The sequence below is a fragment of the Hippea sp. KM1 genome, from assembly GCF_000526195.1.
Taxonomy (GTDB): Bacteria; Campylobacterota_A; Desulfurellia; order Desulfurellales; family Hippeaceae; genus Hippea.
Window position 1 is genome coordinate 1522070 of record NZ_JAFP01000001.1, and the last position, 25069, is coordinate 1547138.

Genomic DNA, 25069 nt, shown 5'->3' on the forward strand with positions numbered 1-25069 from the left:
AGGATAAACGAGGAAAAAAGATGGATATTGAACTGGATATCGAATGGGAAACTTACTTCTATAGCAAAACAGAAGCAGGTAAATTAATGACAAAAAAGAACGATCCGCCGCCAAAAAAATACTTCAAAATTATTAACCCAAATGGCCATTACGGCATCTCTTACACAGAAGGTATAAACGAAGATATATTACCCTTTAATCCAGATCCATATGGAGAACCCGGAGGTATATATTTTGCAGCAAAGGATATCTTTTCTTTTATAGATAAAGGTGAAGATGTCTACGAAGTAAAACCTTTTGGATGGGTAACAAAAACTAAATGTCGCCCTGAGATATTCAAAGCTCACAGGGTTCAATTAAAATATCTGGGTAAAATATGGGACACAGCAACTCTTCAGTACATAATAGCAGCTGGTGCCGATATATCATCATATATTAACAAGACTAAGAAACTTCTTTTGGGGCTAAACAAACAATCAACAGTAGATTTTCTGAACAGCTTTGCAGTACAAAAAAAAGCAAAAACAAAAATAATAGCGAGAAACAAAGAAGGAACAGTCACAGAAATAACTATTGAGGATGAAGATGATTATATAGCTTCTTTAATTAGGGCTTGCGCAAATGGGAATTTTGGTCTTGTAAAAATACTTATAAATCATGGAGCAAATATAAATACACACAAAGGTGCCCCTCTTGTATGGGCATCCATGTATGGACATTTAAACATAGTGAAATACCTTCTGGATCATGGAGCCGATATACATGCTCAATTTGATAGACCATTAAGAGAAGCTATATATTATAACAGATTCGAGGTTGTAAAAGAATTGCTTAACAGAGGATGCGGACTAGATAATGTAGAAGATGTGGTAAAAGAGTGTGTAAAATTTAATTGTGTTGATATGATAAGGTTATTACTAAAATACGGTTTAGCAGAAGCATTAGATAACAAAACAAAAAAAGAATTGATAGACTACGCAGCTAAAAATAAATCTGCAATGATATACGGACTTCTAAAAAGAAGGCTAATACTTCAGAAGAAAATTAGATGAATTAAACATTTTTAAATTTTGAGCCAACCATTTTGTAAACAATCAGAATAAACAAGCCTATAGTTATAAAACTATCTGCAAGATTGAAGGCCGGATAGTGGTATCGACTTATGTGAAAATCAAGGAAATCGACGACATAGCCTTTAAAAATCCTATCATAGAGATTACCCAAATCCCCACCGGCCAAAAACGATAAACCCAATATGAAGGCTATATTCCTATCCCTACCAAAAAGCACTAAATACAAAACCACAACAAAAACAACCAGGCTCACACCACCCAAAAGAAGCAGGCGAAGATTCTCCGGCAGATGGGCAAAAACACCAAAAGCCACTCCCGTATTCCTAACATTGACGATATTAAAGAAGCCCTCTATAATACTTATTCCACCGTTCAACGGGATATGTTCAGATATATATAACTTTGTAAAGTAATCAAGTATAAAAAAAAGGAGTATCAAAGATACTCCTTTTAGCCCGTGCTTACCTATCTTCACTGATTATCTTCCTCTACGAACTCAACAATGGAGACAGGGGCTGCATCACCCTTCCTGTATCCCAGCTTGATCCTTCTGACATAGCCACCGTTCCTTGAGGCAAATCGTGGGGCTATATTGTCAAACAGCTTTCTGACGGCCTTTTTGTTGTTGTTCAGTTTAGATAGAGCCCTTCTCCTTGAGCTTAGATTGTCGTTTTTGGCCATGGTTATAAGCTTACTTATAAACCTAACAAGCTCCCTTGCTTTGGCATCGGTGGTCTTGATCCTTTCATTCTCAATCAAAGAGATGGCAAGGTTCCTTAAGAGGTGCTTTCTCCTCTCGCCATCTATGCTGAGCGTCTTATAACCCTTTCTATGCCTCATTGTCCTCTCCTTCTTTTTCTTCTATTAGCTGCTTTATCTTATCCAGCTGCTCCTGACTGAACTGCATGCCCAACTCCAAGCCCAGCTGCTTCAAGGAGTCCTTTATCTCCTTCAAAGATTGCTTTCCGAAGTTTTTGGTGCTTAGAAGCTCTGCATCGGTCTTTTGCGTAAGCTCATAGATGTATTTGATGTTATGAGCAGCCAAGCAATTCGAAGCTCTTACATTAAGCTCAAGCTCCTCAACGGGTTTTAACAGATTCTCGTTGATCTCTATATCCGACCTGCTCTCCTCTGGCTGCTTCTCGGATGTCTCCTTAAAGTCACCAGAGAAAACAGATATGTAATTACCCAGGATATAGCTGGCCTGCTTAAGTGCATCCTGCGGCATAATGGTTCCGTCTGTCTCTATTTCCAATACCAGCTTCTCAAAGTCGTAATAATCCTTCATTGTGCTTTTCTGGGTATGGTATGCAACCTTGACTATGGGTGAGAATAGGGCATCCACCGGTATATAACCTATCTCCCTATTTACAACCTCATAATCGGCCTGTTTATAACCTACGCCCTTCTGCAGATACACCTTGGCGTTAAACGAGGCCCCATCCATAAGTTCTGCTATATACACATCCTTGTTGACAACCTCTATATCACCGGGCGTCTCTATATCCGAGGAGGTTATAACAGCCGGACCTTCCTTGCTTATATAGACCTCACCCTCTTTGAAGTTGTCGTTTAACGATTTGAACCTAACCTGTTTTAGGTTGAGCACTATATTCAAAACATCCTCTTTCACACCCTCAATGGTGCTAAACTCATGCTCAACCCCATCTATCTCAACGCCAACAACAGCTATACCCACAATGGATGAAAGCAATACCCTTCTTAAGGCATTGCCTATGGTTATAGCATAACCTTCATTCAAAGGCTCCAAGCTAAACCTGCCGTAAGTGGGTGTATGCTCTTCAACATTGACCTCTGTAGGTAATTTCAAGTAATCAAAAACGCCCATCATCTTAGCTTCCCTTCGTTATTTTTTATTTGGAGTACAACTCAACTATGGCGTTTTCATTGAACGGAGGTTGTACATCATCCCTTGTAGGCAGATCCACAAATGTTGCACTGACATTATCCAAGTCAACATTGATCCACGATGCAGACATCCTCCTTGAATTCTCCTCAAACCTCCTCTTGAACTCTTCCTTGGCCTTCATCTTATCGGATACGCTTATCACATCGCCTTTCTTAACCAAATAGGACGGAATATCAACCTTCTTGCCGTTAACCCTTATATGGCCATGGGAAACAAGCCTTCTTGCCTCCCTCCTCGATGAGGCCATGCCGGCCCTATAGACCACATTGTCAAGCCTTCTTTCGAGCAAAACAACGAGGTTTGCACCGGTCTCGCCCCTCTGCCTTTTGGCCTCCTCAAAATACCTTCTAAACTGCCTCTCCAAAACACCGTAAACGGCCTTGGCCTTCTGCTTCTCGGCCAAATGGAGCGCATACGACGACATCTTTCTCCTTGCATTTCTGCTTTTACCTGGAGGATACGGCCTTCTTTCAAAGGCGCATTTGTCGGTAAAGCACCTATCGCCCTTAAGAAACAGCTTTACACCTAAAGCCCTACATCTCCTACAAGCAGGTCCTGTATATACAGCCATACCTTACACTCTCCTTATACCCTTCTTCTTTTTGGTGGTCTGCAACCGTTATGTGGAATAGGTGTAACATCCCTGATGGACTTAACCCTCAAACCGGCAGACTGAAGAGACCTAATAGCAGTCTCCCTGCCCGGTCCTGGGCCTTTAACCCTAACATCTATCTCCTTCATGCCCATAGCCATAGCCTTCTTGGCTGCATTCTCAGCAGCTAACTGGGCTGCAAACGGCGTTCCCTTCCTGGTGCCTTTAAAACCACTATCGCCAGCTGAGGACCAGCAGAGCACATTACCATCAGGATCAGTAATCGTCACGATGGTATTGTTAAATGTGGCCTGAATATGGGCTATGCCACTGACAACATTCCTCTTAACCTTCTTCTTCCTCTTGACTGCTTTAGCCATATATCCCCATCTCCTTTACTTTCTTCCTACCGTTTTTTTCTTGCCTTTTCTGGTTCTTGCGTTCGTTCTGGTCCTCTGCCCTCTAACGGGCAATCCCCTTCTGTGCCTTAAACCCCTGTAATTACCCAAATCCATCAAGGCCTTGATGTTCATTGCCACTTCTTTTCTCAGCTCTCCCTCGACCTTGTAATCGGCAACGATACTCCTTATCCTTTGAATTTCCTCAGGGGTCAACTCGTGGGTCCTCTTGTCTGGATCCACATTGGCCTTCTGCAAGATTTCCATAGAACGGGTCCTACCTATACCGTAAATATAGGTAAGAGCTATAAATATCTTCTTGTTCCTCGGTAATTCAACACCTGCAATACGAGCCACTTATCCCTCCATTAACCTTGTCTTTGTTTATGTTTAGGGTTTTCGCAAACAACCCTTACAACGCCTTTTCTTCTGATGATCTTGCACTTAGGGCAGATCTTCTTCACGGATGGCCTAACCTTCATCTGAAACCTCCATCACTTGTATCTGTAAACTATCCTTCCCCTCTCAATGCTATAGGGGGATAACTCAACCTTTACCTTATCGCCGGGCAAAATTTTAATAAAATGCATCCTCATCTTGCCCGCCACATGCGCCAAAACAACATGGCCGTTTGACAACTTAACCCTGAACATAGCATTGGGCAGAGCCTCTATCACCTCACCATCAACCGAGATACTCTTCTCTTTAGCCATAAATCAGCTCACCTCACTCAAGATTACGGGTCCTTCGTCTGTGATAGCAATGGTGTGTTCGAAATGCGCTGAAGGCTCACCGTCGGCTGTAACAACCGTCCACTTATCCTTCAAGACCTTAACCCTCCAGGTGCCTGCATTAACCATCGGCTCTATAGCGATAGTCATGCCAACCCTCAGCATGGGACCCCTGTCGAATTTAGAAGGGACATAATTGGGAACCTGCGGCTCCTCATGAAGCTTTCTACCAATGCCATGTCCCACATAATCCCTTACAACACTAAAACCAAAACCCTCAACATAACTCTGAATAGCACCGGAAATGTCATAGAGAAAATTACCCGCCTTTGCCTGGGCTATACCCTCATACAGTGCTTTGCGGGTAACATCCATAAGCTTTTGTTTCTTCTCATCTATCTTACCAACAGCCACGGTAATTGCTGAATCACCATACCATCCCTCATAGATAAGGCCAAAATCCAAGCTGATTATATCACCTTCCTTCAAAACCCTCTTTTTGGATGGTATGCCGTGCACAACCTCATCGTTAATGGATGTGCACAAGGATTTGGGAAAACCACCATAACCCTTAAAGGCGCACTTAGCGTGCCTTTTCTTGGCCTCCTCTTCAGCCCGCCTATTCAAATACTCGGTGGTTATACCAGGTTTTACCTCATTTTTCAAGATATTAAGTATCTCGCCAACCATCCGATTGACCGTTCGCATCTTTTCTATTTCTTGTTTACTCTTTAGAACAATCATCCCAAAACTTCTTTTATTCTTCCAAATATCTCATCTATGGTTCCAACACCGTTGATCTTAACGAGCTTTCCCGTCTTTGTGTAATACTCAACAAGCGGCATGGTTGATTTCTTGTAAACCTCCAACCTGTTTTTGACAACCTCTTCTGTATCATCATCCCTTTGAATAAGCTTGCTGCCACACTGATCGCAAATATTATCCTTCTTCGGTGGATTGTTCTTTATGTGATAAACCGCCCCACAGCTGGGACAAACCCTTCTGCCTGTAAGCCTGTCTATTATCTCCTCTTCGGGCACATCGATTAACAACACCCTATCCAGTTGAAGGTTGTTCTTCTTTAACATCTCATCGAAGGCCTCAGCCTGTGCAACCGTTCTGGGGAAACCATCCAGGATAAATCCGTTCTTGCAATCGTCTTCCTTTATCCTGTTCTCCATCATGCCTATTATAACATCATCAGGAACAAGCTCGCCCTTATCCATATATACCTTGGCCTTCTTTCCCAGCTCCGTCTCTTCCTTTACCTCTTTTCTTAAGATATCGCCTGTCGAGATCTGTGGAATCCCGTATTCCTTGCTAATCAAAACACCCTGGGTTCCCTTACCCACACCGGGTGCGCCAAGCAAAATCAAAATCATCCTCTCTCCCCCTCACTATCTCGTTCTTCGGTTTTTCAAGAATCCTTCATAGTTGCGCATGTAGAGGTGCGCCTGAATCTGCATTATCGTATCCAAGGCAACCTGAACAACAATCAGCAACGCCGTGCCGCCGAAATAGAAAGGCACATTAAACTTCCTTATCAATATCCACGGCAACACACAGACAAAGGATAGGTATATTGCACCGCCAAATGTCAGCCTGTCCAATACCCAATCCAAGTATTGGGCTGTGTATTTACCGGGTCTTATACCGGGTATAAAACCGTTATTCTTCTTCAGATTATCAGCTATATCCTTTGGATTAAACACTATTGCTGTGTAAAAATAGGCAAAGAAGAAGATCAATGCAATATAGACAACGCTGTATATCAAACCGCCCGGCATTATATAGTCTGAAATAGACTTAAGCCAGGAAACATTGACTATCTTCGAAATGGTGGCAGGGAACAAGAGAATAGATGATGCAAAGATCGGCGGAATAACACCAGAAACATTGATTTTTAAGGGTATATAGCTGGTCTGGCCGCCATACAGCCTCTTTCCCACCATTCTTCTTGGGTATTGCACCGGTATCCTTCTCTGGGCAAGCTCCACAAAGACAACAAATGCCACCACGCCAACGGCAACGGCGAATATAACAAGCAGCGACAAGATGCTCATCTCACCGGCGCTGACAAGCCTAAACATATTGCCCAACGCTGCAGGCAACCTCGCAACGATACCGGCAAAGATTATCAGGGATATTCCATTACCGATACCCCTCTCTGTTATCTGCTCACCCACAAACATCAAAAACACGCTGCCTGCCATCATGGTCATGGCTGTAAACAGCACAAAGGGCAGACCGTGCCATATAACAACGCTTGCTCCGCCAGGGCCGTGCATGGACTGCAAACCCACGGCAATACCTATACCCTGCAGGAACGATATAACAACCGTGCCATAGCGGGTGTATTCCGTTATCTTCCTCCTGCCAGCCTCACCCTCCTTCTTTAAGGCGGCCAATTCCGGGCTGACAGCGGTAAGCAGCTCCATTATGATAGCTGCAGATATGTATGGCATTATACCCAGAGAGATTATACTGAAGTTCTTGATAGCTCCACCGGAAAACAGGTTAAACAGACCCAGTGCTGTGCCTCGAGCCTGCTCAAAGATAGCCGCCAACACATGGGGGTTAACGCCCGGTGTTGGCACATGGGCCGCTATCCTGAAGACAACGAACATCAACAGGGTAAAAAACAGCCTCCTATTCAGCTCGGGCACATTGAAGATATTAGAATAATCCTCCCTCACTGTAATACCTCTATACTACCACCGGCTTTTTCTATCTTCTCTTTTGCGGAGTTGGAAAATGCATCCGCAATTACGGTCAATTTCTTATTCAATTCACCGTTGCCCAAAATCTTAACCGGTTTGGAGCCCTTTATTAGGCCCTTTTGAACCATATAGTTTATATCGACCACATCACCATCGTTGCAGACAGCCTCAAGCCTGTCGACATTCACCACCTCATACTCCACCCTAAAGGGGTTCTTGAAGCCCCTCTTGGGGAGTCTTCTATACAGAGGTGTCTGACCACCCTCAAAATATGCTGCCTTTGCTCCACCAGAGCGTGCCTTCTCGCCTTTATTTCCCTTACCGGCTGTCGTTCCCCAGCCGCTTGAGTCTCCTCTACCGACCCTTTTTCTATCCTTTACAATGCGTGGTAATTCGTAAAGCTCCATTGTTTTCACCCCTTCTAAAGTTCTTCTACCTTAACCATAAAGGATACCTTTCTAATCATACCCCTTATATAGGGTGTATCCTTCCTTATAACAGACTTATTAGGCCTCTTCAAGCCCAAGGCAATGGCCGTCTTCCTTATGGATGGCTTCTGCCCTATCAAACTCTTAGTAAGCGTTATCTTTAAGTCTCCCATACTCCACCTCACTTAGACTGCCTGATTCTTTCAATCTCTTCCTTATCCCTCAACAGGCTCAATGCCTTTATCAACGCCCTCGATAGATTGTGGACATTGTTTGAACCAATGGATTTGGTCACTATGTTCCTGATTCCGCATACCTCCAGGATTGCCCTGGCTGTATTGCCTGCAATAATTCCCGTACCGGGTCTTGCAGGCTTAATTAAAACCCTGCCAGCGCCCTCTTTAACCTCCAGCTGATGAGGTATGGTTCCATCCTCGGTTATGGGAACCTTAATGAGATTCTTCTTTGCCTTCTCTATGGCCTTCTTTATGGCCTCAGGCACCTCGTGGGATTTACCCAGGCCCAGGCCAACCCTGCCGTTTTTATCACCAACGGCCACCAACGCTGCAAACCTGAATCTCCTTCCGCCCTTTACAACCTTCGTAACCCTCTTTATCGTTATAACCTGCTCTTCAAATTCCTTTTCCATCTGAACCATACGCCCCACTCCTAAAATTTAAGTCCTGCTGCCCTTGCACTATCGGCAAGAGCCTTAACTTTTCCATGATAGATATAACCGTTCCTGTCAAAAACTACCCTCTCGATGCCTTTCTCTAAGGCCTTCTTTGCTATAGCCTCTCCGACAACCTTGGCCGATGATATATTGCTTCCCTTAACCTTATCCCTCAGATCGAGATCCAGCGTCGAGGCAGACACGATGGTTCTGCCGCTTTCATCATCGATAATCTGAGCGTATATGTGTTTTAGGCTTTTATACACACACAACCTCGGCCTTTCAGCCGTGCCCCTGATTTTATATTTAATTCTCAGTTTTCTTTTTTGTCTTTCCTTTTTTCTATCTATTGTCGACATACATTAACCCCCATTATTTGCTTGCAGCCTTGCCCATTTTTCTTCTGACATACTCGCCCTTGTATCTAATACCCTTACCCTTGTAAGGCTCTGGTGGCTTAATGGCCCTGATCTGGCTTGCAACCAAACCAACAAGTTGCTTATCAATGCCAGAGACCGTAATCTCGACACCCTTTTTATCCACTTCCACATTTACACCGTCTGGTATGTTGTATATGACATCGTGAGAAAATCCCACCGTGAGCGTCAGTTTCTTGCCCGAAACCGCAGCCTTATATCCCACTCCCTCTATCTGCAAAACCTTCGTAAAGCCCTGGGATACACCTACAACAGCGTTGTTTATAAGGCTTCTATACAAACCGTGCATAGCCTTTGCGTTTTTAGAATTATTTGTGGATTTTATATAAACATACTTATCGTCTTTTTCCACAGAAACATACTGAGGATTAAAGGACTGACTCAACTGACCCTTCGGGCCTTTTACCTTAACCTCATCTTCACCAATGCTTACCTCTACCCCTGCAGGAATGGGGATAGGCATCCTTCCTATCCTTGACATTGCAACCTCCTAATTAAAATACCTCACAGATGTATTCACCACCCACCCCCAATTTCTTGGCCTCTTTTGTTGTCATAACGCCTTTAGAGGTGGATATTATACCAATACCCAACCCGTTCATTACGGGTTTTATCTCATCCGATGATATATACACCCTCCTTGAGGGCTTGCTAACCATCTTCATTAACATGATTGCGGGCTTTCTCTTGTTATCATCTACATACTTCAAAAACACCCTAACAACATTCCTGTTGCCCACATCCTCCAACTTCTTGTAATCCTTAATATACCCTTCTTCCTTCAATATCCTGCATACATTCTCAACTAAATTGTTGCTTGAAACATCGACATAATCGTGTTTGGCCTTTAAGCCGTTCTTTATCTTCGACAAGCAATCTGCTACCTTCTTACTCATACGCCACCTACCAACTCGCCTTTTTTACGCCTGGAATTTCACCTTTACCAGCCAATGTTCTAAAGCAGATCCTGCAGATGCCAAACTTCCTGATATAACCCCTTGGCCTGCCGCAGATCTGGCACCTGTTGTGAGCCCTAACCTTAAACTTAGGAGGTCTCTTGGACTTTTCTATCATAGCCTTTCTTGCCATAACTTCTCCTCTTCAATCAGTTTGTTTTTCTAAATGGCATACCGAAGGCCTCAAGCAAGGCCTTGGCCTCTTTATCGGTTTCTGCTGTTGTAACAATTGTTACACTCAAGCCGTGAATCTTTGCAATCTTATCATAGTTGATCTCAGGGAAGATCAACTGCTCGGTTATACCCAGCGTGTAATTACCCCTGCCGTCAAAACCCCTCAGCGGAACGCCCCTGAAGTCCCTGATCCTGGGGATGGCAAAGGATATAAACCTATCAAGGAACTCATAGGCCCTATCACCACGCAGCGTTACCTTGCAGCCTATAGGCATACCCTTTCTGAGCTTAAAGTTTGCTATGGACTTCCTTGCCCTGGTAATTACCCCCCTCTGGCCGGTGATTGTTGCAAGCTCATCCAGCACCGACTCAAGCAGCTTAACATCGTGCATTCCTTCTGCCAAACCCACATTGAGCACGATCTTTTCTATCTTGGGCACCTGCATAACATTTTTATATGAAAACTCCTTCATCAGGCGAGGGATTATCTCTTCCTTGTAGATGGTCTTGAGCCTTGGCACATACTTCTCAGTCATTAAACTTCTCCTCCTTAGATTGTCTCACCGCATTTTTTACAATACCTGACCTTCTCGCCGCTCTCTAAGAACTTTATACCAATCCTGGTTGGCTTGTTGCAATGAGGACAAACAAGCATCACATTGGATATATGAATGGGAGCCTCTTTTTCTATAATGCCCCCCTTTGTGGTCTCAGATGCCTTTACATGCTTCTTTATTATATTAACACCCTCAACGATAACACGGTTCTTCTCAGGGACAAAGGATATGATATTTCCCTCTTTACCTTTATCCTTACCCGCTATAACCCTAACCTTATCGTTTTTCTTCAATTTTGTTCTGATCCTCTTCATTACAGCACCTCTGGAGCAAGCGATATGATTTTCATGAATTCCTTAGCCCTCAACTCCCTAACAACAGGTCCGAATATCCTTGTGCCTATAGGCTCCTTCTGATTGTTGATTAAAACGGCTGCGTTCTCGTCAAACTTAACATAGGTGCCATCGGGCCTTCTAAACTCCTTCTTGGTTCTAACAACCACAGCCTTAACCACATCACCCTTTTTAACCTTGCCGTTCGGGTCAGCCTCTTTAACGGAGGCCACAATTATATCACCAACCCTGGCATACCTTCTCCTTGTTCCACCGAGCACCTTTATACACATGATCTTCTTTGCGCCAGAGTTATCTGCCACCTTCAATATACTGTATGGTTGTATCATTGCTCATCTCCCAATCCTACATATTTCTCGGTGATCTCAACCAGCCTGAAGTGCTTATCCTTAGAAATAGGCCTGCACTCTATAAACCTAACCCTATCTCCCTTCCTGGCCTCATTCTTCTCGTCGTGAACCTTAAACTTCTTTCTTCTCTTTATATATTTGTGGAATTTAGGATGCTCAACCAAGGTCTCAACCTCGACCACGATGGTCTTATCCATCTTATCGCTTACAACGATACCTTCCTTAACTAATTTACTCATGACTCTTCACCCTTCTTGAGTTTCTCGTTCTTTACGGTGAGAACCCTTGCCAAATCCTTGCGGAGGTTCCTTATCTTGTGAGGATTATCCATCTGCTCAAGGCCCTTCCTCATGTTGAGTTTGAATATCTCCTCCCTTAGCTTCCTCTCCTCGGCCTCAAGCTCCTTTATACTCATCTTTCTTAGCTCTGCTGCCTTCATACCCATTCACTCCGTTTGACAAATTTCATTTCGATATTAAACTTGCTGGCTGCCAATTGAAAAGCCTTCCTTGCAAGCTCCTCACTAACACCGCCTACCTCATAGAGGATCCTGCCGGGCTTAACAATGGCAACCCACTTCTCAACAGAACCCTTACCCTTACCCATCCTCGTCTCGGCGGGTTTTTTGGTAAGGGGAAAATCGGGAAACACCCTTATCCATATCTTGCCCTGATGCTTCAAGACCCTGTTGATAGCTATCCTTGCCGCCTCAATCTGCCTGTTGGTTATCTCTCCCCTGCCAACAGCCTTTAAGCCGTAATCACCAAAGGCAAGCTGTGTGCCTCTTTTGGCTGTTCCTCTTACCCCGTTCCTGTTCCTCTGATATTTTCTGTATTTCGTCCTCTTTGGCATTAACATGGCTTTTTACCACCCTTTCCTTATTTTGGAGATACCATTCCGTTAAACACCCAAACCTTGATGCCTATAACGCCCGCCTGGGTTAAACTCTCGGCAAAACCGTAATCAATATCTGCCCTCAATGTGCTCAGCGGAACCCTTCCCTCCTTAATCCACTCGGTTCGGGCCATCTCAGCACCGCCAAGCTTACCGGAAATCTGGATTTTAATACCCTTGGCCCCTTTTTTCAAGGCCAAGTAAGCTGCCCTTTTCATAACCCTTCTGTATGGCATCCTCTTTTCAATCTGCAGGGCTATGTTTTCGGCTATGAGCTGAGCATCCTTCTCTGGCACCGATACATCCCTGACATTAATCGTGACATTGGAGTTTGTTAGGGTTTTTACATACTCCTTGAGCTTTTCAACCTCTGCGCCCTTCCTTCCTATGATGATACCGGGCATAGCTGCATATATGTTAATCGTCATTTTATCCCTTTTTCTTTCAATCTCAATCTTGGATATGCCAGCATAATAGATCTTCGATTTTATGGCCTTCTTTATCTTCTGGTCTTCCAAAAAATAGTTCTTAAAATCCCCTCTTTCAGCATACCATCTCGATGTCCAAGTCTTGGTTATGCCTAACCTTAAACCAATCGGGTTTACCTTCTGACCCAAAACCCACCTCCTACTTGCCAATAATAACTGTTATATTGCTCGTTCTTTTTATAATTCTTCCTGCCCTGCCCATAGCCCTGGCTCTGTATCTTTTCATCCTGATACCGTCATCAGCCGTGATATTCTTTACCTTAAAGCTATCCACATCCATACCCTGCTCAAGGGCGTTTGCAACGGCCGACTCAAGGAGCTTTTTTAGGATAAAAGCCGCTTTTCTGTTGGAGTATTTAAGCAAAACCAAGGCCTCATCAACGCTTTTACCCTTAACCAGACCTATTACTTCCCTTACCTTTATAGGTGAAATCTTCGCACTCCTCAAAAATGCTCTTGCCTCCATAACTCACCAACCCTTATTTACCTATTTTCTTTTGAACCACACCCTTGTGGCCTTTGAAGGTTCTTGTTGGAACAAACTCTCCAAGCTTATATCCAACCATATTCTCAGTTACATACACCGGCACGAACTTCTTGCCGTTATGAACGGCAAATGTAAAGCCAACAAACTCAGGTATTATTGTGCTTCTTCTTGACCATGTCTTTATCATGGTCTTTTTGCCGGATTGTCTCATCTTCTCGACCTTCTTAAGCAGCTTCTCGTCGACGAAAGGCCCTTTCTTCAAACTCCTTGGCATAAATTAAGCCTCCTATTTCTTCTTTCTTCTGGTAACGATAAATTTATCCGTTCTCTTGTTGTGGCGCGTCTTATAACCCTTGGTTGGCACACCCCACGGTGTAACCGGTGTTCCACCTGTTCCTGTCTTACCCTCACCGCCACCGTGTGGGTGGTCGATTGGGTTCATGGCAACACCCCTGACCTGAGGCCTAAAGCCTCTATGTCTCATCCTTCCTGCCTTACCCCAGTTGATATTGGAATGGTCGGTATTACCAACCTGGCCTATCGTTGCATAGCACTCCACATGAACCAGTCTCATCTCGCCGCTTGGAAGTCTTATGTGGGCATATTTACCCTCTTTGGCCATTATCTGGGCCATAGCTCCGGCGCTCCTTGCAAGCTGCGCACCGCCCTTCGGCTTAAGCTCGATATTGTGAACGATGGTGCCCACCGGTATATTCTTAATGGGTAAGGCATTACCCACCTTAATCTCTGCATTCTCACCCGCTTCAATCACATCACCAACCTTCAAACCCAACGGTGCGATAATATACCTCTTCTCACCGTCCCTATAGGCAACAAGTGCTATCCTTGCGCTCCTGTTTGGATCGTACTCTATAGCCTTAACAACGCCCGGTATGCCCCTTTTATCCCTTTTGAAATCTATTATTCTATAGTATCTCTTTACCCTGCCGCCTCTGCCTCTTACGCTAACATGACCAGAATTATCCCTTCCGGCATGGTATTTCAATACCTTAATTAGAGACTTTTCGGGCTTCTTTTTGGTTATCTCACTAAAATCGGAAACGCTTGCAAATCTCAATCCGTTCGTTACAGGCTTGTAAACCTTGATACCCATGGCTTAACCTCTTTCTTAAAGTTCCTTCAAAGTTTGACCTTCTTTGAGTGTAACAATAGCCTTCTTATATGAAGGCCTCTTGCCCTTTATACCTCTAAATACCTTTGTTTTGCCCTTAACATTAATTATATTGACCTTTTCAACCTCTACACCAAACAGTTCCTCAACGGCCTTTTTCACCTCTGTCTTGTTGGCCTTCTTATCCACAACAAATACATACTTGTTCTCTTCCTGGGCAATAAATGCCTTCTCAGAGATTACCCTCTCCTTCAAAATACTCCACTTATCCATTGGCGATTCTCCCGTTTAATTTCTCAACAACGGTTTTGGGTATTACTATGTTCTGAAACCTCAATACATCGTATGTGTTAAGTGTATCGATATTCCTAACCTCTATACCGCTTATGTTTCTCAAAGAGAGATAAGCGTTATCCATGCCCTTATCTAAAACAAACAACGCCTTCTGCAAGTTAAGGTTCTTTACAATCTCATAGGCGTCCTTGGTCTTTGGTTTCTCAAAGTTCAACTCATCTATCACTATTAGTTGGCCATCCTGAATCCTCTGAGCTAAAGCCTCAATAAAGGCCGTTCTTTTCTCCTTTTTGTTCATCTTCAAATCGTAATCCCTGGGTTTGGGACCAAAGATTACACCACCGCCAACCCACAACGGAGACCTTATCGATCCGGCCCTTGCCCTGCCTGTGCCTTTCTGCCTCCAGGGTTTCTTGCCGCCACCTGATACCTCACCCCTGGTCTTGGTGCTTACCGTTCCCTGTCTGGCGTTCATCAACATAGCCCTAACAACCCTATTGAACAGAACACCCTTGTTCTTAACACCCCTTGGCTGTATGTTTATCTCAACCTCGCCAACGGCCTGATTCTTTCTATCCACAACCTTCACTTTCATCTTTTAGTTCCCCTTTTTAATAATATTAACATAGCTGCCTTTAGAACCAGGAACTGCGCCCTTTATAGCTATGAGTTTCTTCTCAGGATCCACATAAACCACTTCCAAGTTCTTAATGGTAACCCTCTCGTTGCCGTAATGTCCCGGCATCTTTCTGCCCTTAACCACTCTACCAGGAAACTCACAATTACCTATTGAACCGGGCCTTCTGTTGAACATGGAACCGTGGCTATCTGGACCGCCTGCAAAGTTGTGCCTTCTCATTACACCCGAAAAGCCTCTTCCCTTGGTATAACCCACAACATCCACGATCTCGCCCTTCTCAAAGATGTCAACCTTTATCTCCCCCTTAACCTCAAACGAGTTAACATCATCAACCCTGAACTCCTTGAGCATCTTCTTCGGGGGAACACCAAGCTTTTTAAAGATACCCAGAAGCGGCTTGGTCAGTCTCTTCTCCTTTGTGTCAATGAAACCCACCTGAATAGCGTTATAACCGTCTTTCTCCTTTGTCTTAATGTCGGTAATAACGCCTTCTTCTGCCTCCAAAACAGTTACCGGAATGGCCTTACCATCAACATAAAGCTGCGTCATCCCCAACTTTCTGGCAATTAATCCTAACATCTATCTCACTCCCACAATAAATTTATTAAAAGAAACAGAGGAACCCACCCGAAGGCGGGTTCTTATTTCCATTTTCTAATGTCTATTGAAGTTTTATCTCTATATCCACACCTGCAGGTAAGTTTACCTTCATCAAGGCATCAACCGTCTGCTGGCTTGCCTGAACTATATCCAGAAGCCTCTTGTGAACCCTAATCTCAAATTGTTCCCTTGATTTCTTGTTAACATGGGGCGATCTCAATACGGTGAACCTCGATATCTTTGTGGGCAAAGGTATAGGCCCTTTAACCTTTGCTCCCGTTTTTCTGGCAATCTCTATGATGTCTTTTACCGAACCGTCCAACAGCTCGCTTTCAAAGGACTTCAGTTTCAGCCTTATCTTCTGCTGCTCCATAGCTACCACCCTCTTACTCCAATATCTCCGTTATTACACCAGCACCAACTGTCTTACCACCCTCCCTGATGGCGAAGCGTGTCTCTTTCTCCAAGGCAACAGGTGCAATGAGTTCAACAGTTAGCTCTACATTGTCTCCTGGCATAACCATCTCTGTGCCCTCTGGGAGGTGGACTGTTCCTGTGACATCTGTGGTTCTGATGTAAAACTGTGGTCTATAGCCATCAAAGAATGGAGTGTGCCTTCCACCCTCATCCTTGGTGAGGACATAGACCTGAGCCTTGAATTTCTTGTGTGGTGTTATGGAGCCTGGTTTGGCCAAAACCATTCCCCTTTCAACCTCTTCCTTCTTGATACCCCTTAGGAGAACTCCAACATTGTCACCGGCTATTGCCTCATCCAGGATCTTCCTGAACATCTCAAGGGATGTTGCAACGGTCTTTTTGGTCTCACCGAAGCCTACTATTTCAATCTCCTCACCGGGCTTTAGAACACCCCTTTCAACCCTACCTGTGACAACAGTTCCCCTTCCTGAGATGGAGAAGATGTCCTCAATTGGCATCAGGAACGGTTTGTCTGCCTCTCTCTGTGGTGTTGGGATGTATTCATCAACTGCATCCATTAGCTCTTCTATTGCCTTCTTTGCCTCTGGGTCTCCTTCTAATGCTTTAAGAGCAGAGCCCCTGATTACTGGAACATCATCACCGGGGAAGTCGTATTTGGACAGAAGCTCTCTAACCTCCATCTCAACAAGGTCGATAAGCTCTGGATCGTCAACCATATCTGTCTTGTTTAAGAATACAACGATGTATGGAACATTAACCTGCCTTGCAAGGAGTATGTGCTCCCTTGTCTGTGGCATTGGACCATCTGCCGCAGAAACAACAAGTATAGCACCGTCCATCTGGGCAGCACCGGTGATCATGTTCTTGATATAGTCAGCATGCCCTGGGCAGTCAACATGTGCATAGTGCCTTTTGTCTGTTTCGTATTCAACATGAGCGGTGTTGATTGTAACACCCCTCTCCCTCTCCTCTGGTGCATTGTCGATCTCGTTGTAATCCTTAAACTCTGCCTTACCCTTCTCTGAGAGAACCTTTGTGATAGCTGCAGTTAGTGTTGTTTTACCATGGTCAACATGGCCAATGGTACCGATGTTAACATGGGGTTTTGAGCGGACATATTTTTCTTTTGCCATAAGAGCCTCCTTAAGCTTCTTTCTTTATTATCTTCTCTGCTATGTTCTTTGGCACCTCTTCATAGTGCGAGAACTGCATGGTGTATGTGCCCCTGCCCTGAGTTATAGACCTCAAAACCGTGGCATATCCAAACATCTCACCAAGAGGTATGTATGCCTTGATTATCTTTAGATTACCCTTCTCACCCATTTCTCTAATCTTACCCCTGCGGGAGTTTATATCCCCCATAACATCGCCCAGATACTGCTCAGGTGTTGTCACCTCCACATCCATCACCGGCTCAAGCAGATACGGCTTGGCCTTCTTGGCTCCTTCCTTGAAAGCCATGCTCGCTGCAATCTTAAACGCCATATCGGAGGAGTCAACCTCATGGTAAGAGCCATCAAACAGTGTAACCCTAAAGTCAACCATCGGGTATCCGGCCAATACACCGCTTTCTGCCGCCTCTTTAATTCCAGCCTCAACGGCTGGTATGAACTCCTTGGGTATGACACCGCCAACTATCTTGTCAACGAACTCAAAGCCCTTGCCCCTCTCAAGCGGCTCTATCTCTATCCACACATGACCATACTGACCATGGCCACCCGTCTGGCGGACAAACTTACCCTCTTGCTTGACTTTACCCTTAATGCTCTCCTTGTAAGCAACCTGTGGCTTACCTACATTGACGCCAACCTTAAACTCCCTCTTCAGCCTGTCAACAATTATCTCAAGGTGAAGCTCACCCATTCCCGATATAATCGTCTGATTGGTCTCCTCATCATACCTTATCCTGAATGTCGGATCCTCCTCTGCCAGCTTCTGTAGGGCGTTGGATAGCTTATCCCTATCGGCCTTGGTCTTGGGCTCAACAGCAACAGATATAACAGGCTCTGGAAACTCCATAGACTCCAAAACTATAGGAGCCTTCTCATCACAAAGCGTATCTCCTGTTGTTGTATATTTAAGACCGATAGCTGCTGCTATATCACCTGCATAGACGACATCGACATCCTCCCTTTTATTGGCGTGCATCCTAAGGAGCCTTCCTATCCTTTCGGTCTTGCCCTTGGTTGAATTGTAAGCATAGGAGCCGGCCTTCAGCGTGCCTGAGTAAACCCTAAAGTATGTCAACCTTCCCACATAGGGATCGCTCATTATCTTAAACGCCAACAAGCTCAACGGCTCTTTCTCATCAGACTTTCTCTCTATCTCCTCACCGCTCTTAGGATCGATACCCTTAACCGGAGGGATGTCAATAGGGGAGGGCAGAAAATCCACAACGGCATCCAATAACGGCTGAACGCCCTTATTCTTAAAGGCGCTGCCGCACAGAACCGGTGTGATCTTGGTCTCTATTGTGGCCTTCCTGATGGCCTTTACTATCTCTTCTTCGCTTATATCCTCACCCTCTAAATACTTCTCCATTATCTCATCGTTAAAATCTGCAAGCTTTTCAATCAATTTATTTCTATATTCTAAAGCCTGATCGGCCAATTCATCAGGTATATCCTTAACAGAGAACTTAGCCCCCAAAACATCGGAATCCCATACAATCGCCTTCATTCTAATCAGATCAACAACGCCAACAAAGCTGCTTTCTGCACCTATGGGCAGCTGTATCACAAGCGGATTGCCGTTCAACTTTTCATCGATTTCGTTTACAACATTGAAGAAGTCTGCGCCTATCCTATCCATCTTGTTAACAAAGGCAATCCTGGGGACATGGTATTTATCTGCCTGCCTCCAGACCGTTTCACTCTGAGGCTCAACGCCACCAACAGCACAAAAGACACCGACAGCACCGTCAAGAACCCTCAAGGCCCTTTCAACCTCAACGGTGAAGTCAACATGCCCGGGTGTATCGATGATGTTTATCATATGCTCACGCCAGAAGCAGGTTGTTGAAGCAGAGGTTATGGTAATACCCCTCTCCTTCTCCTGCTCCATCCAATCCATCGTCGCCGTTCCCTCATGGACCTCGCCTATCTTATGGGAAACGCCTGTGTAGTAGAGAATCCTCTCTGTCGTTGTCGTCTTTCCTGCGTCAATATGGGCTATGATTCCTATATTCCTCAACTTGCTAAGCTGATACTTACGAGCCACTTTTCATCACTCCTTTTACCATCTGTAATGTGCGAAAGCCCTGTTGGCCTCAGCCATCTTGTGTGTATCTTCCCTCTTCTTAACGGCGCCACCCCTGTTGTTGGCAGCATCTATAATCTCACCGGCTAACCTCTCGAACATCCTCTTTTCGCTTCTCTGTCTTGCATAATCGACAAGCCACCTTACCGATAGGCTCATCTGGCGCTCAGGTCTAACCTCAACAGGCACCTGATATGTTGCACCACCGACCCTTCTCGGCCTGACCTCGATCTTGGGTGTTATGTTCTCTATGGCCTTCTGCAGAACCTCCATCGGATCCTCGCCGGTCTTCTCCTTAACCAAATCCATAGCCTGATAAAAGATCTTCCTTGCTATGGATTTCTTACCGTCCCACATTATCTTGTTGATGATCTTGCTAACCAACACACTGCCGTATACTAAATCCGGTGGAATCTCCCTTTTTTCAGCTCTTCTCCTTCTCATCTAACTCTCCTTACTCCTTGGGCTTCTTTGTTCCGTATTTGGAGCGTCCTTGCTTCCTGCCCTCAACACCGGCAGCATCCAAGGCACCCCTGATGATGTGATACCTAACACCAGGCAAGTCCTTAACCCTTCCGCCTCTAACCAACACTATAGAGTGCTCCTGCAGATTGTGTCCCTCACCGGGAATATAGGCTGTAACCTCATATCCACTTGTCAGCTTAACCCTTGCAACCTTCCTCAAAGCGGAGTTTGGTTTTTTCGGTGTTGTTGTATAAACCCTCGTACAGACGCCCCTTCTTTGAGGGCATCCCTGAAGGGCCAAAGTCTTTTTCTTTGCTTTAACCTTTTTCCTACCCTTCCTTACAAGCTGGTTAATCGTAGGCACTTCTTACCTCCCTTAAAATTTAGCTTGGCTAAACTAACAATAAAAGCTCATTTTGTCAAGACTTTTTAATTTTCTTGCTCGTCTTTCTCTGCCGGCTCCAACACTATATCATCAAAAATCTTCTGACCCGTTCCGACGGGTATCAATCTACCAACAATAACATTCTCTTTCAAGCCCCTTAAATAATCCACCTGTCCACTTATCGATGCCTCTGTCAACACCCTGGTGGTTTCCTGGAAGCTTGCGGCTGAGATAAAGCTATCCGTATTCAGGGAAGCCTTAGTGATACCCAACAAGACTATCCTACCTATAGCCGGCCTTTTGCCTCTTCTTATGAGTATCTCGTTCTTCCTTGTGAATATAAACCTATTTACAACCTCGCCCTCTATGAAATCGCTATCACCAGCATCCTCTATCACGACCTTTGACAACATCTGCCTGACTATGATCTCTATGTGCTTATCATTTATGCTAACACCCTGCAGCTTATACACCTGCTGGATCTCACTAACCAGCATCTTCTGCAGCTCCCTCTCACCCAAAATGGCCAATATATCGTGCGGGTTTATAGAGCCGTCTGTTAACGGCTCGCCCATCTCAACCCTATCACCAGGGAAGACCAACAGCCTCTTGTTTCTCGGTATCAGATACTCCTTTGAAACCTTACCCTTACCCACCGTTGATGTAACGATAACCTTTCTTTTACCCTTGGTCTCCTTGCCGTATGACACCACACCGCTAATCTCACTAATAATGGCCGCATTCTTGGGTCTTTTGGCCTCAAATAACTCAGAGACCCTCGGCAAACCGCCCGTTATGTCTGTTGTCTTATCAAGCTCCTTGGGGATCTTACCGATTACATCACCGGCCTTAACCATCTCGCCATCTTCCTTTTGCAATATAACACCGGGCGGCATGTAATACATGGCGTTTTCATCTATATTGGCAAACTTCTTAACCTTTCCGTTCTCATCAACAATCTCGATCCTGGGTCTTTTGGATAGATCCTTACTCTCAACCACAACATTACTCTTTAGCGATGTGATCTTGTCGACCTCTTCCTTTATCGTCACATGGGGTATCAGATCCAGCCACTTAACATAACCATCTGCTCCGGCAAGTATATAATCGGAGTATGCATCCCATTCTGCCAGTGTCGTTGAGCTTATATAGAGTGTCGGATCGCTTTCAAATATCCTTCTCTTCTTCTCATCGTCATAGCCAACAATCAGTGTGCCTGCCTCTATATTGTCGCCGTTTTTCACATAGAGTTTAGAACCCTTCGGCACATAGTATCTAACCTTGTCTTCATTGTCCCTTACTATGACAACATGCGTTCCGTGCCTGTTGACGATGCCGTCTTCTGGTGCATCTATCTCAACAAACCTATCGCCCTCAAGCGCAATGAGCTTGACCTTACCGCTCTCCTCTGCCTTAACAAACCTCTTAATCGTCTGACCATCCTCAACAAACACCTTGGCTGCATACGGAATTTTCTTAGGCACATCAAAAACCTCTAACACCCTAACAACAAGCAAGGAGAGCCTATCTATCTGCTGGCCATTCTTAACGGCAAGCATATATTTACCTATAGCATTTGCACCACCGGCGATAATATCCTCTTCAGTCACAAAATCGACCTTCTTAAGCTTATACTCCTCATCGCCTATCCTGATATAGTTGTAAACCTTGTCAGATTCCGTATCTATCTCAACCGTTCCGCTATTTACAGATACAATCTGCGGCTCTGTTATCATCAAAGCCGCATCCCTTCTTGAGAGCAAAACCATCTCATTATCGGAATTGGGAGCTATGAAGAAGTTGAAGAACTTTACTATTCCAGCCCTTTTGGTCTCGGCAGACTTATTCTCTTTGGATAACCTTGATGCAGTACCACCAACATGGAATGTTCTCAGCGTAAGCTGCGTTCCAGGCTCACCTATGGATTGGGCTGCTATAATTCCCACAGCCTCGCCCACATTGACATGTCCGCCCCTGGCTAAATCCCTGCCATAACACTTAGCACAAACTCCCCTTTCGGCCTTACAGGTAAGCACGGAGAATATCCTAACCTGCCTTATGCCGGCCTCGTTGATCTTTTCAACGGCCTCCTCATCTATCTCCTCGCCCTCTTTGACGATCACCTCATTGGTAAACGGATCAACAATATCCTCAGCCGCTGTCCTTCCCAATATCCTATCGGATAAGGACTCTATCTCCTCACCATTTACCATGATGGCCGATACCTCTATACCCTCTGTGGTGCCGCAGTCATCCATAGTAATTGTAACATCCTGGGCAACATCAACGAGCTTTCTGGTCAGATAACCGGCATTGGCCGTTTTCAGGGCTGTATCAGCAAGACCCTTCCTTGCGCCGTGGGTCGATGTAAAATACTCAAGAACCGTCAAGCCCTCTTTAAAGTTGGATTTAATGGGCGTCTCTATGATGTCTCCTGATGGCTTTGCCATCAAACCCCTAACACCAGCAAGCTGCCTCATCTGTTGCTGAGAGCCCCTCGCCCCGGAGTCGGCCATTATGTAAATGGAGTTAAAGCTCTCTCCGTATTCACCACCCAACTGCTTCATCATGGCTGCTGCAATCCTGTCTGTTGCAGAACTCCATATATCGACCGATTTGTTATACCTCTCCTTATCCGTCAAAAGCCCCTGCCTGTAATCCTCCTGAATCTTTCTGACCTCTTCCTCGGCTTTTGCTATAATCTTGGATTTCTCCTTTGGCACAACCATATCTTCTATGGATATAGAAACACCGGCCCTTGTGGAGATCTCAAATCCCAAATCCTTAACATCATCCAAGAACTTAACAACCACAGGCAGATCTTCGTGTTTATAGAGATAGGAGATTAGTTTATTCAAATCCTTCTTCTTAAACAGTTTATTAACACTCTTAAACGGCACGGATTTTGGCACAATTTCATAGAACAGAACCCTTCCAACGGTTGTATCGTGTATCTCTGAATCTATTCTGACCTTTATCTTTGCATTTAAACCGCATACGCCGTTTTCATAGGCTATTCTAACCTCATCGGGGGAGGAGAAAACCATACCCTCACCCTTCTGGTTATCCTTAGCCTTCGTCATGTAATAGACTCCCAAAACCATATCCTGGCTGGGCATAGCTATAGGATTTCCATGGGCTGGTGATATTATATTCTCTGTGGCAAGCATCAATATTTCGCTCTCCAGGATGGCCTCGGTGCTCAAAGGCACATGCACGGCCATCTGGTCGCCGTCAAAATCTGCATTGAAGGCAGGACATACAAGCGGGTGCAACCTTATGGCCTTCTCATCGGTCAACACGGCGTGGAATGCCTGAATGGAGAGCCTGTGCAGCGTTGGTGCCCTGTTGAGCAATACAGGATGCTCCTTAACAACCTCTTCCAGGATGTTCCACACCTCTGGATCCTTGCGTTCCACCATCTTCTTGGCAGCTTTTACCGTCTGTGCATAACCCTCCTCAATGAGCTTATGGTGGATAAAAGGCTTAAACAGCTCAAGCGCCATAATCTTGGGCAGACCGCATTGGTCCATCCTCAAATCCGGACCGGACACGATAACGGAACGCCCGGAATAGTCCACCCTCTTTCCCAAAAGGTTCCTTCTAAAGCGCCCCTCTTTACCCCTGATAGACTCACTTAACGACTTTAAAGGCCTGTTGTTGGAGGCCCTTACCACCTGCTTTCTCCTGCCGTTATCGATTAGTGCATCAACAGCCTCCTGCAACATCCTCTTTTCGTTCCTTATGATGATCGAGGGCGCCCCAAGCTCAATCAAACGCTTCAGCCTGTTATTCCTGTTTATAACCCTTCTGTAAAGATCGTTCAGATCGCTGGATGCAAACCTGCCACCCTCCAAAGAAACCAACGGCCTTAAATCCGGAGGGAGCACAGGTAAAACCTCCAGTATCATCCACTCAGGCTTATTGCCGCTCCTTTTGAACTGCTCGGCAAGCCTCATCCTCTTTATAAGCTTCTTTCTCTTTGCTTCGGATTTGGTGGATTCTATTTCATCCTTCAATTCGAATATCAGCACATCCAAATCTGTTTTTTTAAGCAGCTTCTGGATGGCCGATGCACCCATCTCGGCTGTAAACCTGATGCCGTATTTCTCAGAATACATCCTATATTGCGACTCATTCAATACGGTCTTTACGGGCAGCTCCTCAACCTCGCTCTCTATGACTATGTAAGACTCATAGTATATTACCCTTTCTAAATCCTTAAGCTTTATATCAAGCAGGGAAGCCATTATGCTGGGGACCGAACGCAAATACCATATATGAGCAACGGGTGTGGCAAGTTCGATATGCCCCATCCTCTCTCTTCTGACCTTGGATTTGGTAACCTCAACGCCACACTTTTCGCAAACTATACCCTCATACTTCTGCCTTTTATACTTACCGCATAAACACTCATAATCCTTTATGGGTCCAAAGATCTTTGCACAAAACAGACCATCCCTTTCCGGCTTGAAGGTCCTGTAGTTGATCGTCTCGGCCTTCTTTACCTCTCCATAGCTCCACTCCCTGATCTTCTCAGGGGATGCTAACTTTATCCTTATGGCATCAAAGTCCTTGGAGGACTTAGGCTTACCCTTTAAAACTGTAAACATATC

The 25069-nt window shown here is 44.9% G+C and carries 38 protein-coding genes; 1 reads left to right on the forward strand and 37 read right to left on the reverse strand.

The features are described from left to right. Nucleotides 1-20 precede the first annotated feature (20 nt). Entirely contained in the window at nt 21-1052 is a 1032-nt protein-coding gene (locus tag D891_RS0107735; protein WP_025270551.1) for an ankyrin repeat domain-containing protein, read from the forward strand. A gap of 1 nt (nt 1053) precedes the next feature. Here D891_RS0107735 and lspA read toward each other — a convergent pair whose 3' ends face one another. From lspA to rpoC, 37 genes are all read right to left on the reverse strand, one after another. After that, the gene (gene lspA / locus D891_RS0107740) at nt 1054-1548 is read right to left on the reverse strand and encodes a signal peptidase II (protein ID WP_025270552.1); all 495 of its coding nucleotides are present in this window, start codon (nt 1546-1548) and stop codon (nt 1054-1056) included. Continuing rightward, nucleotides 1545-1913, reverse strand: a complete 369-nt coding sequence (rplQ, locus tag D891_RS0107745) for a 50S ribosomal protein L17 (protein ID WP_025270553.1) — start codon at nt 1911-1913, stop codon at nt 1545-1547. Before rplQ ends, lspA begins: the two co-directional genes overlap by 4 nt. Next, nucleotides 1903-2925, reverse strand: a complete 1023-nt coding sequence (locus D891_RS0107750) for a DNA-directed RNA polymerase subunit alpha (RefSeq protein ID WP_025270554.1) — start codon at nt 2923-2925, stop codon at nt 1903-1905. The genes rplQ and D891_RS0107750 overlap by 11 nt, the downstream gene beginning before the upstream one ends. A gap of 22 nt (nt 2926-2947) precedes the next feature. Beyond that, nucleotides 2948-3574 carry a 30S ribosomal protein S4 gene (gene rpsD / locus D891_RS0107755; RefSeq protein WP_025270555.1) on the reverse strand — a complete coding sequence of 209 codons (627 nt, stop codon included), beginning with the start codon at nt 3572-3574 and terminating at the stop codon, nt 2948-2950. A gap of 14 nt (nt 3575-3588) precedes the next feature. Then, nucleotides 3589-3975 carry a 30S ribosomal protein S11 gene (rpsK, locus tag D891_RS0107760; RefSeq protein WP_025270556.1) on the reverse strand — a complete coding sequence of 129 codons (387 nt, stop codon included), beginning with the start codon at nt 3973-3975 and terminating at the stop codon, nt 3589-3591. Between the two features lie 15 nt (nt 3976-3990). After that, nucleotides 3991-4350, reverse strand: coding sequence for a 30S ribosomal protein S13 (gene rpsM / locus D891_RS0107765; RefSeq protein WP_025270557.1), 360 nt, complete (start codon nt 4348-4350; stop codon nt 3991-3993). A gap of 11 nt (nt 4351-4361) precedes the next feature. Further along, nucleotides 4362-4475: a 50S ribosomal protein L36 gene (rpmJ, locus tag D891_RS0107770; protein WP_025270558.1), complete on the reverse strand. Its 114-nt coding sequence runs from the start codon at nt 4473-4475 to the stop codon at nt 4362-4364. 12 nt (nt 4476-4487) lie between these two features. Continuing rightward, nucleotides 4488-4706: a translation initiation factor IF-1 gene (gene infA / locus D891_RS0107775; protein WP_013682342.1), complete on the reverse strand. Its 219-nt coding sequence runs from the start codon at nt 4704-4706 to the stop codon at nt 4488-4490. A gap of 3 nt (nt 4707-4709) precedes the next feature. Then, on the reverse strand, nt 4710-5468 hold the full coding sequence (gene map, locus D891_RS0107780; protein WP_025270559.1) for a type I methionyl aminopeptidase: 759 nt from the start codon (nt 5466-5468) through the stop codon (nt 4710-4712). Next, nucleotides 5465-6106 carry an adenylate kinase gene (locus tag D891_RS0107785; RefSeq protein ID WP_025270560.1) on the reverse strand — a complete coding sequence of 214 codons (642 nt, stop codon included), beginning with the start codon at nt 6104-6106 and terminating at the stop codon, nt 5465-5467. The genes map and D891_RS0107785 overlap by 4 nt, the downstream gene beginning before the upstream one ends. 15 nt (nt 6107-6121) lie before the next feature. Continuing rightward, complete coding sequence (gene secY, locus D891_RS0107790; protein ID WP_025270561.1) at nt 6122-7420, reverse strand: preprotein translocase subunit SecY; 1299 nt, start codon at nt 7418-7420, stop codon at nt 6122-6124. Then, nucleotides 7417-7851: a 50S ribosomal protein L15 gene (rplO, locus tag D891_RS0107795; protein ID WP_035556531.1), complete on the reverse strand. Its 435-nt coding sequence runs from the start codon at nt 7849-7851 to the stop codon at nt 7417-7419. Before rplO ends, secY begins: the two co-directional genes overlap by 4 nt. 14 nt (nt 7852-7865) lie before the next feature. Next, nucleotides 7866-8045: a 50S ribosomal protein L30 gene (gene rpmD / locus D891_RS0107800; protein WP_025270563.1), complete on the reverse strand. Its 180-nt coding sequence runs from the start codon at nt 8043-8045 to the stop codon at nt 7866-7868. 8 nt (nt 8046-8053) lie between these two features. Further along, the gene (rpsE, locus tag D891_RS0107805; RefSeq protein WP_442905291.1) at nt 8054-8539 is read right to left on the reverse strand and encodes a 30S ribosomal protein S5; all 486 of its coding nucleotides are present in this window, start codon (nt 8537-8539) and stop codon (nt 8054-8056) included. Nucleotides 8540-8541: 2 nt separating this feature from the next. Next, entirely contained in the window at nt 8542-8904 is a 363-nt protein-coding gene (rplR, locus tag D891_RS0107810) for a 50S ribosomal protein L18 (protein ID WP_035556533.1), read from the reverse strand. A 13-nt stretch (nt 8905-8917) separates the two neighbouring features. Further along, entirely contained in the window at nt 8918-9463 is a 546-nt protein-coding gene (gene rplF, locus D891_RS0107815; RefSeq protein WP_025270566.1) for a 50S ribosomal protein L6, read from the reverse strand. Between the two features lie 13 nt (nt 9464-9476). After that, nucleotides 9477-9878: a 30S ribosomal protein S8 gene (gene rpsH / locus D891_RS0107820; protein ID WP_025270567.1), complete on the reverse strand. Its 402-nt coding sequence runs from the start codon at nt 9876-9878 to the stop codon at nt 9477-9479. Nucleotides 9879-9885: 7 nt separating this feature from the next. After that, a complete protein-coding gene (locus tag D891_RS0107825) occupies nt 9886-10071 on the reverse strand; it encodes a type Z 30S ribosomal protein S14 (protein WP_025270568.1) in 186 nt (61 codons plus the stop codon). A 16-nt stretch (nt 10072-10087) separates the two neighbouring features. Next, a complete protein-coding gene (gene rplE / locus D891_RS0107830) occupies nt 10088-10633 on the reverse strand; it encodes a 50S ribosomal protein L5 (RefSeq protein ID WP_025270569.1) in 546 nt (181 codons plus the stop codon). A gap of 29 nt (nt 10634-10662) precedes the next feature. Beyond that, a complete protein-coding gene (gene rplX / locus D891_RS0107835; RefSeq protein WP_025270570.1) occupies nt 10663-10983 on the reverse strand; it encodes a 50S ribosomal protein L24 in 321 nt (106 codons plus the stop codon). Then, nucleotides 10983-11351: a 50S ribosomal protein L14 gene (rplN, locus tag D891_RS0107840; RefSeq protein ID WP_025270571.1), complete on the reverse strand. Its 369-nt coding sequence runs from the start codon at nt 11349-11351 to the stop codon at nt 10983-10985. The genes rplX and rplN overlap by 1 nt, the downstream gene beginning before the upstream one ends. Then, nucleotides 11348-11611, reverse strand: coding sequence for a 30S ribosomal protein S17 (rpsQ, locus tag D891_RS0107845; protein ID WP_025270572.1), 264 nt, complete (start codon nt 11609-11611; stop codon nt 11348-11350). Before rpsQ ends, rplN begins: the two co-directional genes overlap by 4 nt. Further along, nucleotides 11608-11811 carry a 50S ribosomal protein L29 gene (rpmC, locus tag D891_RS0107850; RefSeq protein WP_025270573.1) on the reverse strand — a complete coding sequence of 68 codons (204 nt, stop codon included), beginning with the start codon at nt 11809-11811 and terminating at the stop codon, nt 11608-11610. The genes rpsQ and rpmC overlap by 4 nt, the downstream gene beginning before the upstream one ends. Continuing rightward, complete coding sequence (gene rplP / locus D891_RS0107855; RefSeq protein ID WP_025270574.1) at nt 11808-12230, reverse strand: 50S ribosomal protein L16; 423 nt, start codon at nt 12228-12230, stop codon at nt 11808-11810. The genes rpmC and rplP overlap by 4 nt, the downstream gene beginning before the upstream one ends. 20 nt (nt 12231-12250) lie before the next feature. Next, complete coding sequence (gene rpsC, locus D891_RS0107860) at nt 12251-12883, reverse strand: 30S ribosomal protein S3 (protein WP_025270575.1); 633 nt, start codon at nt 12881-12883, stop codon at nt 12251-12253. 10 nt (nt 12884-12893) lie between these two features. After that, nucleotides 12894-13220, reverse strand: a complete 327-nt coding sequence (rplV, locus tag D891_RS0107865; RefSeq protein WP_025270576.1) for a 50S ribosomal protein L22 — start codon at nt 13218-13220, stop codon at nt 12894-12896. Between the two features lie 13 nt (nt 13221-13233). Continuing rightward, nucleotides 13234-13515, reverse strand: coding sequence for a 30S ribosomal protein S19 (gene rpsS, locus D891_RS0107870; RefSeq protein WP_025270577.1), 282 nt, complete (start codon nt 13513-13515; stop codon nt 13234-13236). 12 nt (nt 13516-13527) lie between these two features. After that, a complete protein-coding gene (rplB, locus tag D891_RS0107875; RefSeq protein ID WP_025270578.1) occupies nt 13528-14355 on the reverse strand; it encodes a 50S ribosomal protein L2 in 828 nt (275 codons plus the stop codon). A gap of 15 nt (nt 14356-14370) precedes the next feature. Continuing rightward, on the reverse strand, nt 14371-14646 hold the full coding sequence (rplW, locus tag D891_RS0107880) for a 50S ribosomal protein L23 (RefSeq protein ID WP_025270579.1): 276 nt from the start codon (nt 14644-14646) through the stop codon (nt 14371-14373). Next, a complete protein-coding gene (rplD, locus tag D891_RS0107885) occupies nt 14639-15262 on the reverse strand; it encodes a 50S ribosomal protein L4 (protein WP_025270580.1) in 624 nt (207 codons plus the stop codon). The genes rplW and rplD overlap by 8 nt, the downstream gene beginning before the upstream one ends. Nucleotides 15263-15265: 3 nt before the next feature. Then, on the reverse strand, nt 15266-15886 hold the full coding sequence (gene rplC, locus D891_RS0107890; RefSeq protein ID WP_025270581.1) for a 50S ribosomal protein L3: 621 nt from the start codon (nt 15884-15886) through the stop codon (nt 15266-15268). Nucleotides 15887-15968: 82 nt separating this feature from the next. Beyond that, complete coding sequence (rpsJ, locus tag D891_RS0107895) at nt 15969-16280, reverse strand: 30S ribosomal protein S10 (protein ID WP_025270582.1); 312 nt, start codon at nt 16278-16280, stop codon at nt 15969-15971. Nucleotides 16281-16293: 13 nt separating this feature from the next. Further along, nucleotides 16294-17478 (reverse strand): elongation factor Tu, encoded by a 1185-nt coding sequence (gene tuf / locus D891_RS0107900; protein ID WP_025270583.1) that lies wholly within the window; start codon nt 17476-17478, stop codon nt 16294-16296. A gap of 10 nt (nt 17479-17488) precedes the next feature. Continuing rightward, complete coding sequence (fusA, locus tag D891_RS0107905; protein ID WP_025270584.1) at nt 17489-19564, reverse strand: elongation factor G; 2076 nt, start codon at nt 19562-19564, stop codon at nt 17489-17491. 15 nt (nt 19565-19579) lie between these two features. After that, a complete protein-coding gene (rpsG, locus tag D891_RS0107910) occupies nt 19580-20047 on the reverse strand; it encodes a 30S ribosomal protein S7 (RefSeq protein ID WP_025270585.1) in 468 nt (155 codons plus the stop codon). Between the two features lie 10 nt (nt 20048-20057). Next, nucleotides 20058-20432 carry a 30S ribosomal protein S12 gene (gene rpsL, locus D891_RS0107915; protein ID WP_025270586.1) on the reverse strand — a complete coding sequence of 125 codons (375 nt, stop codon included), beginning with the start codon at nt 20430-20432 and terminating at the stop codon, nt 20058-20060. Between the two features lie 65 nt (nt 20433-20497). Further along, nucleotides 20498-25066, reverse strand: a complete 4569-nt coding sequence (gene rpoC, locus D891_RS09920) for a DNA-directed RNA polymerase subunit beta' (RefSeq protein ID WP_025270587.1) — start codon at nt 25064-25066, stop codon at nt 20498-20500. Nucleotides 25067-25069: the final 3 nt, after the last annotated feature.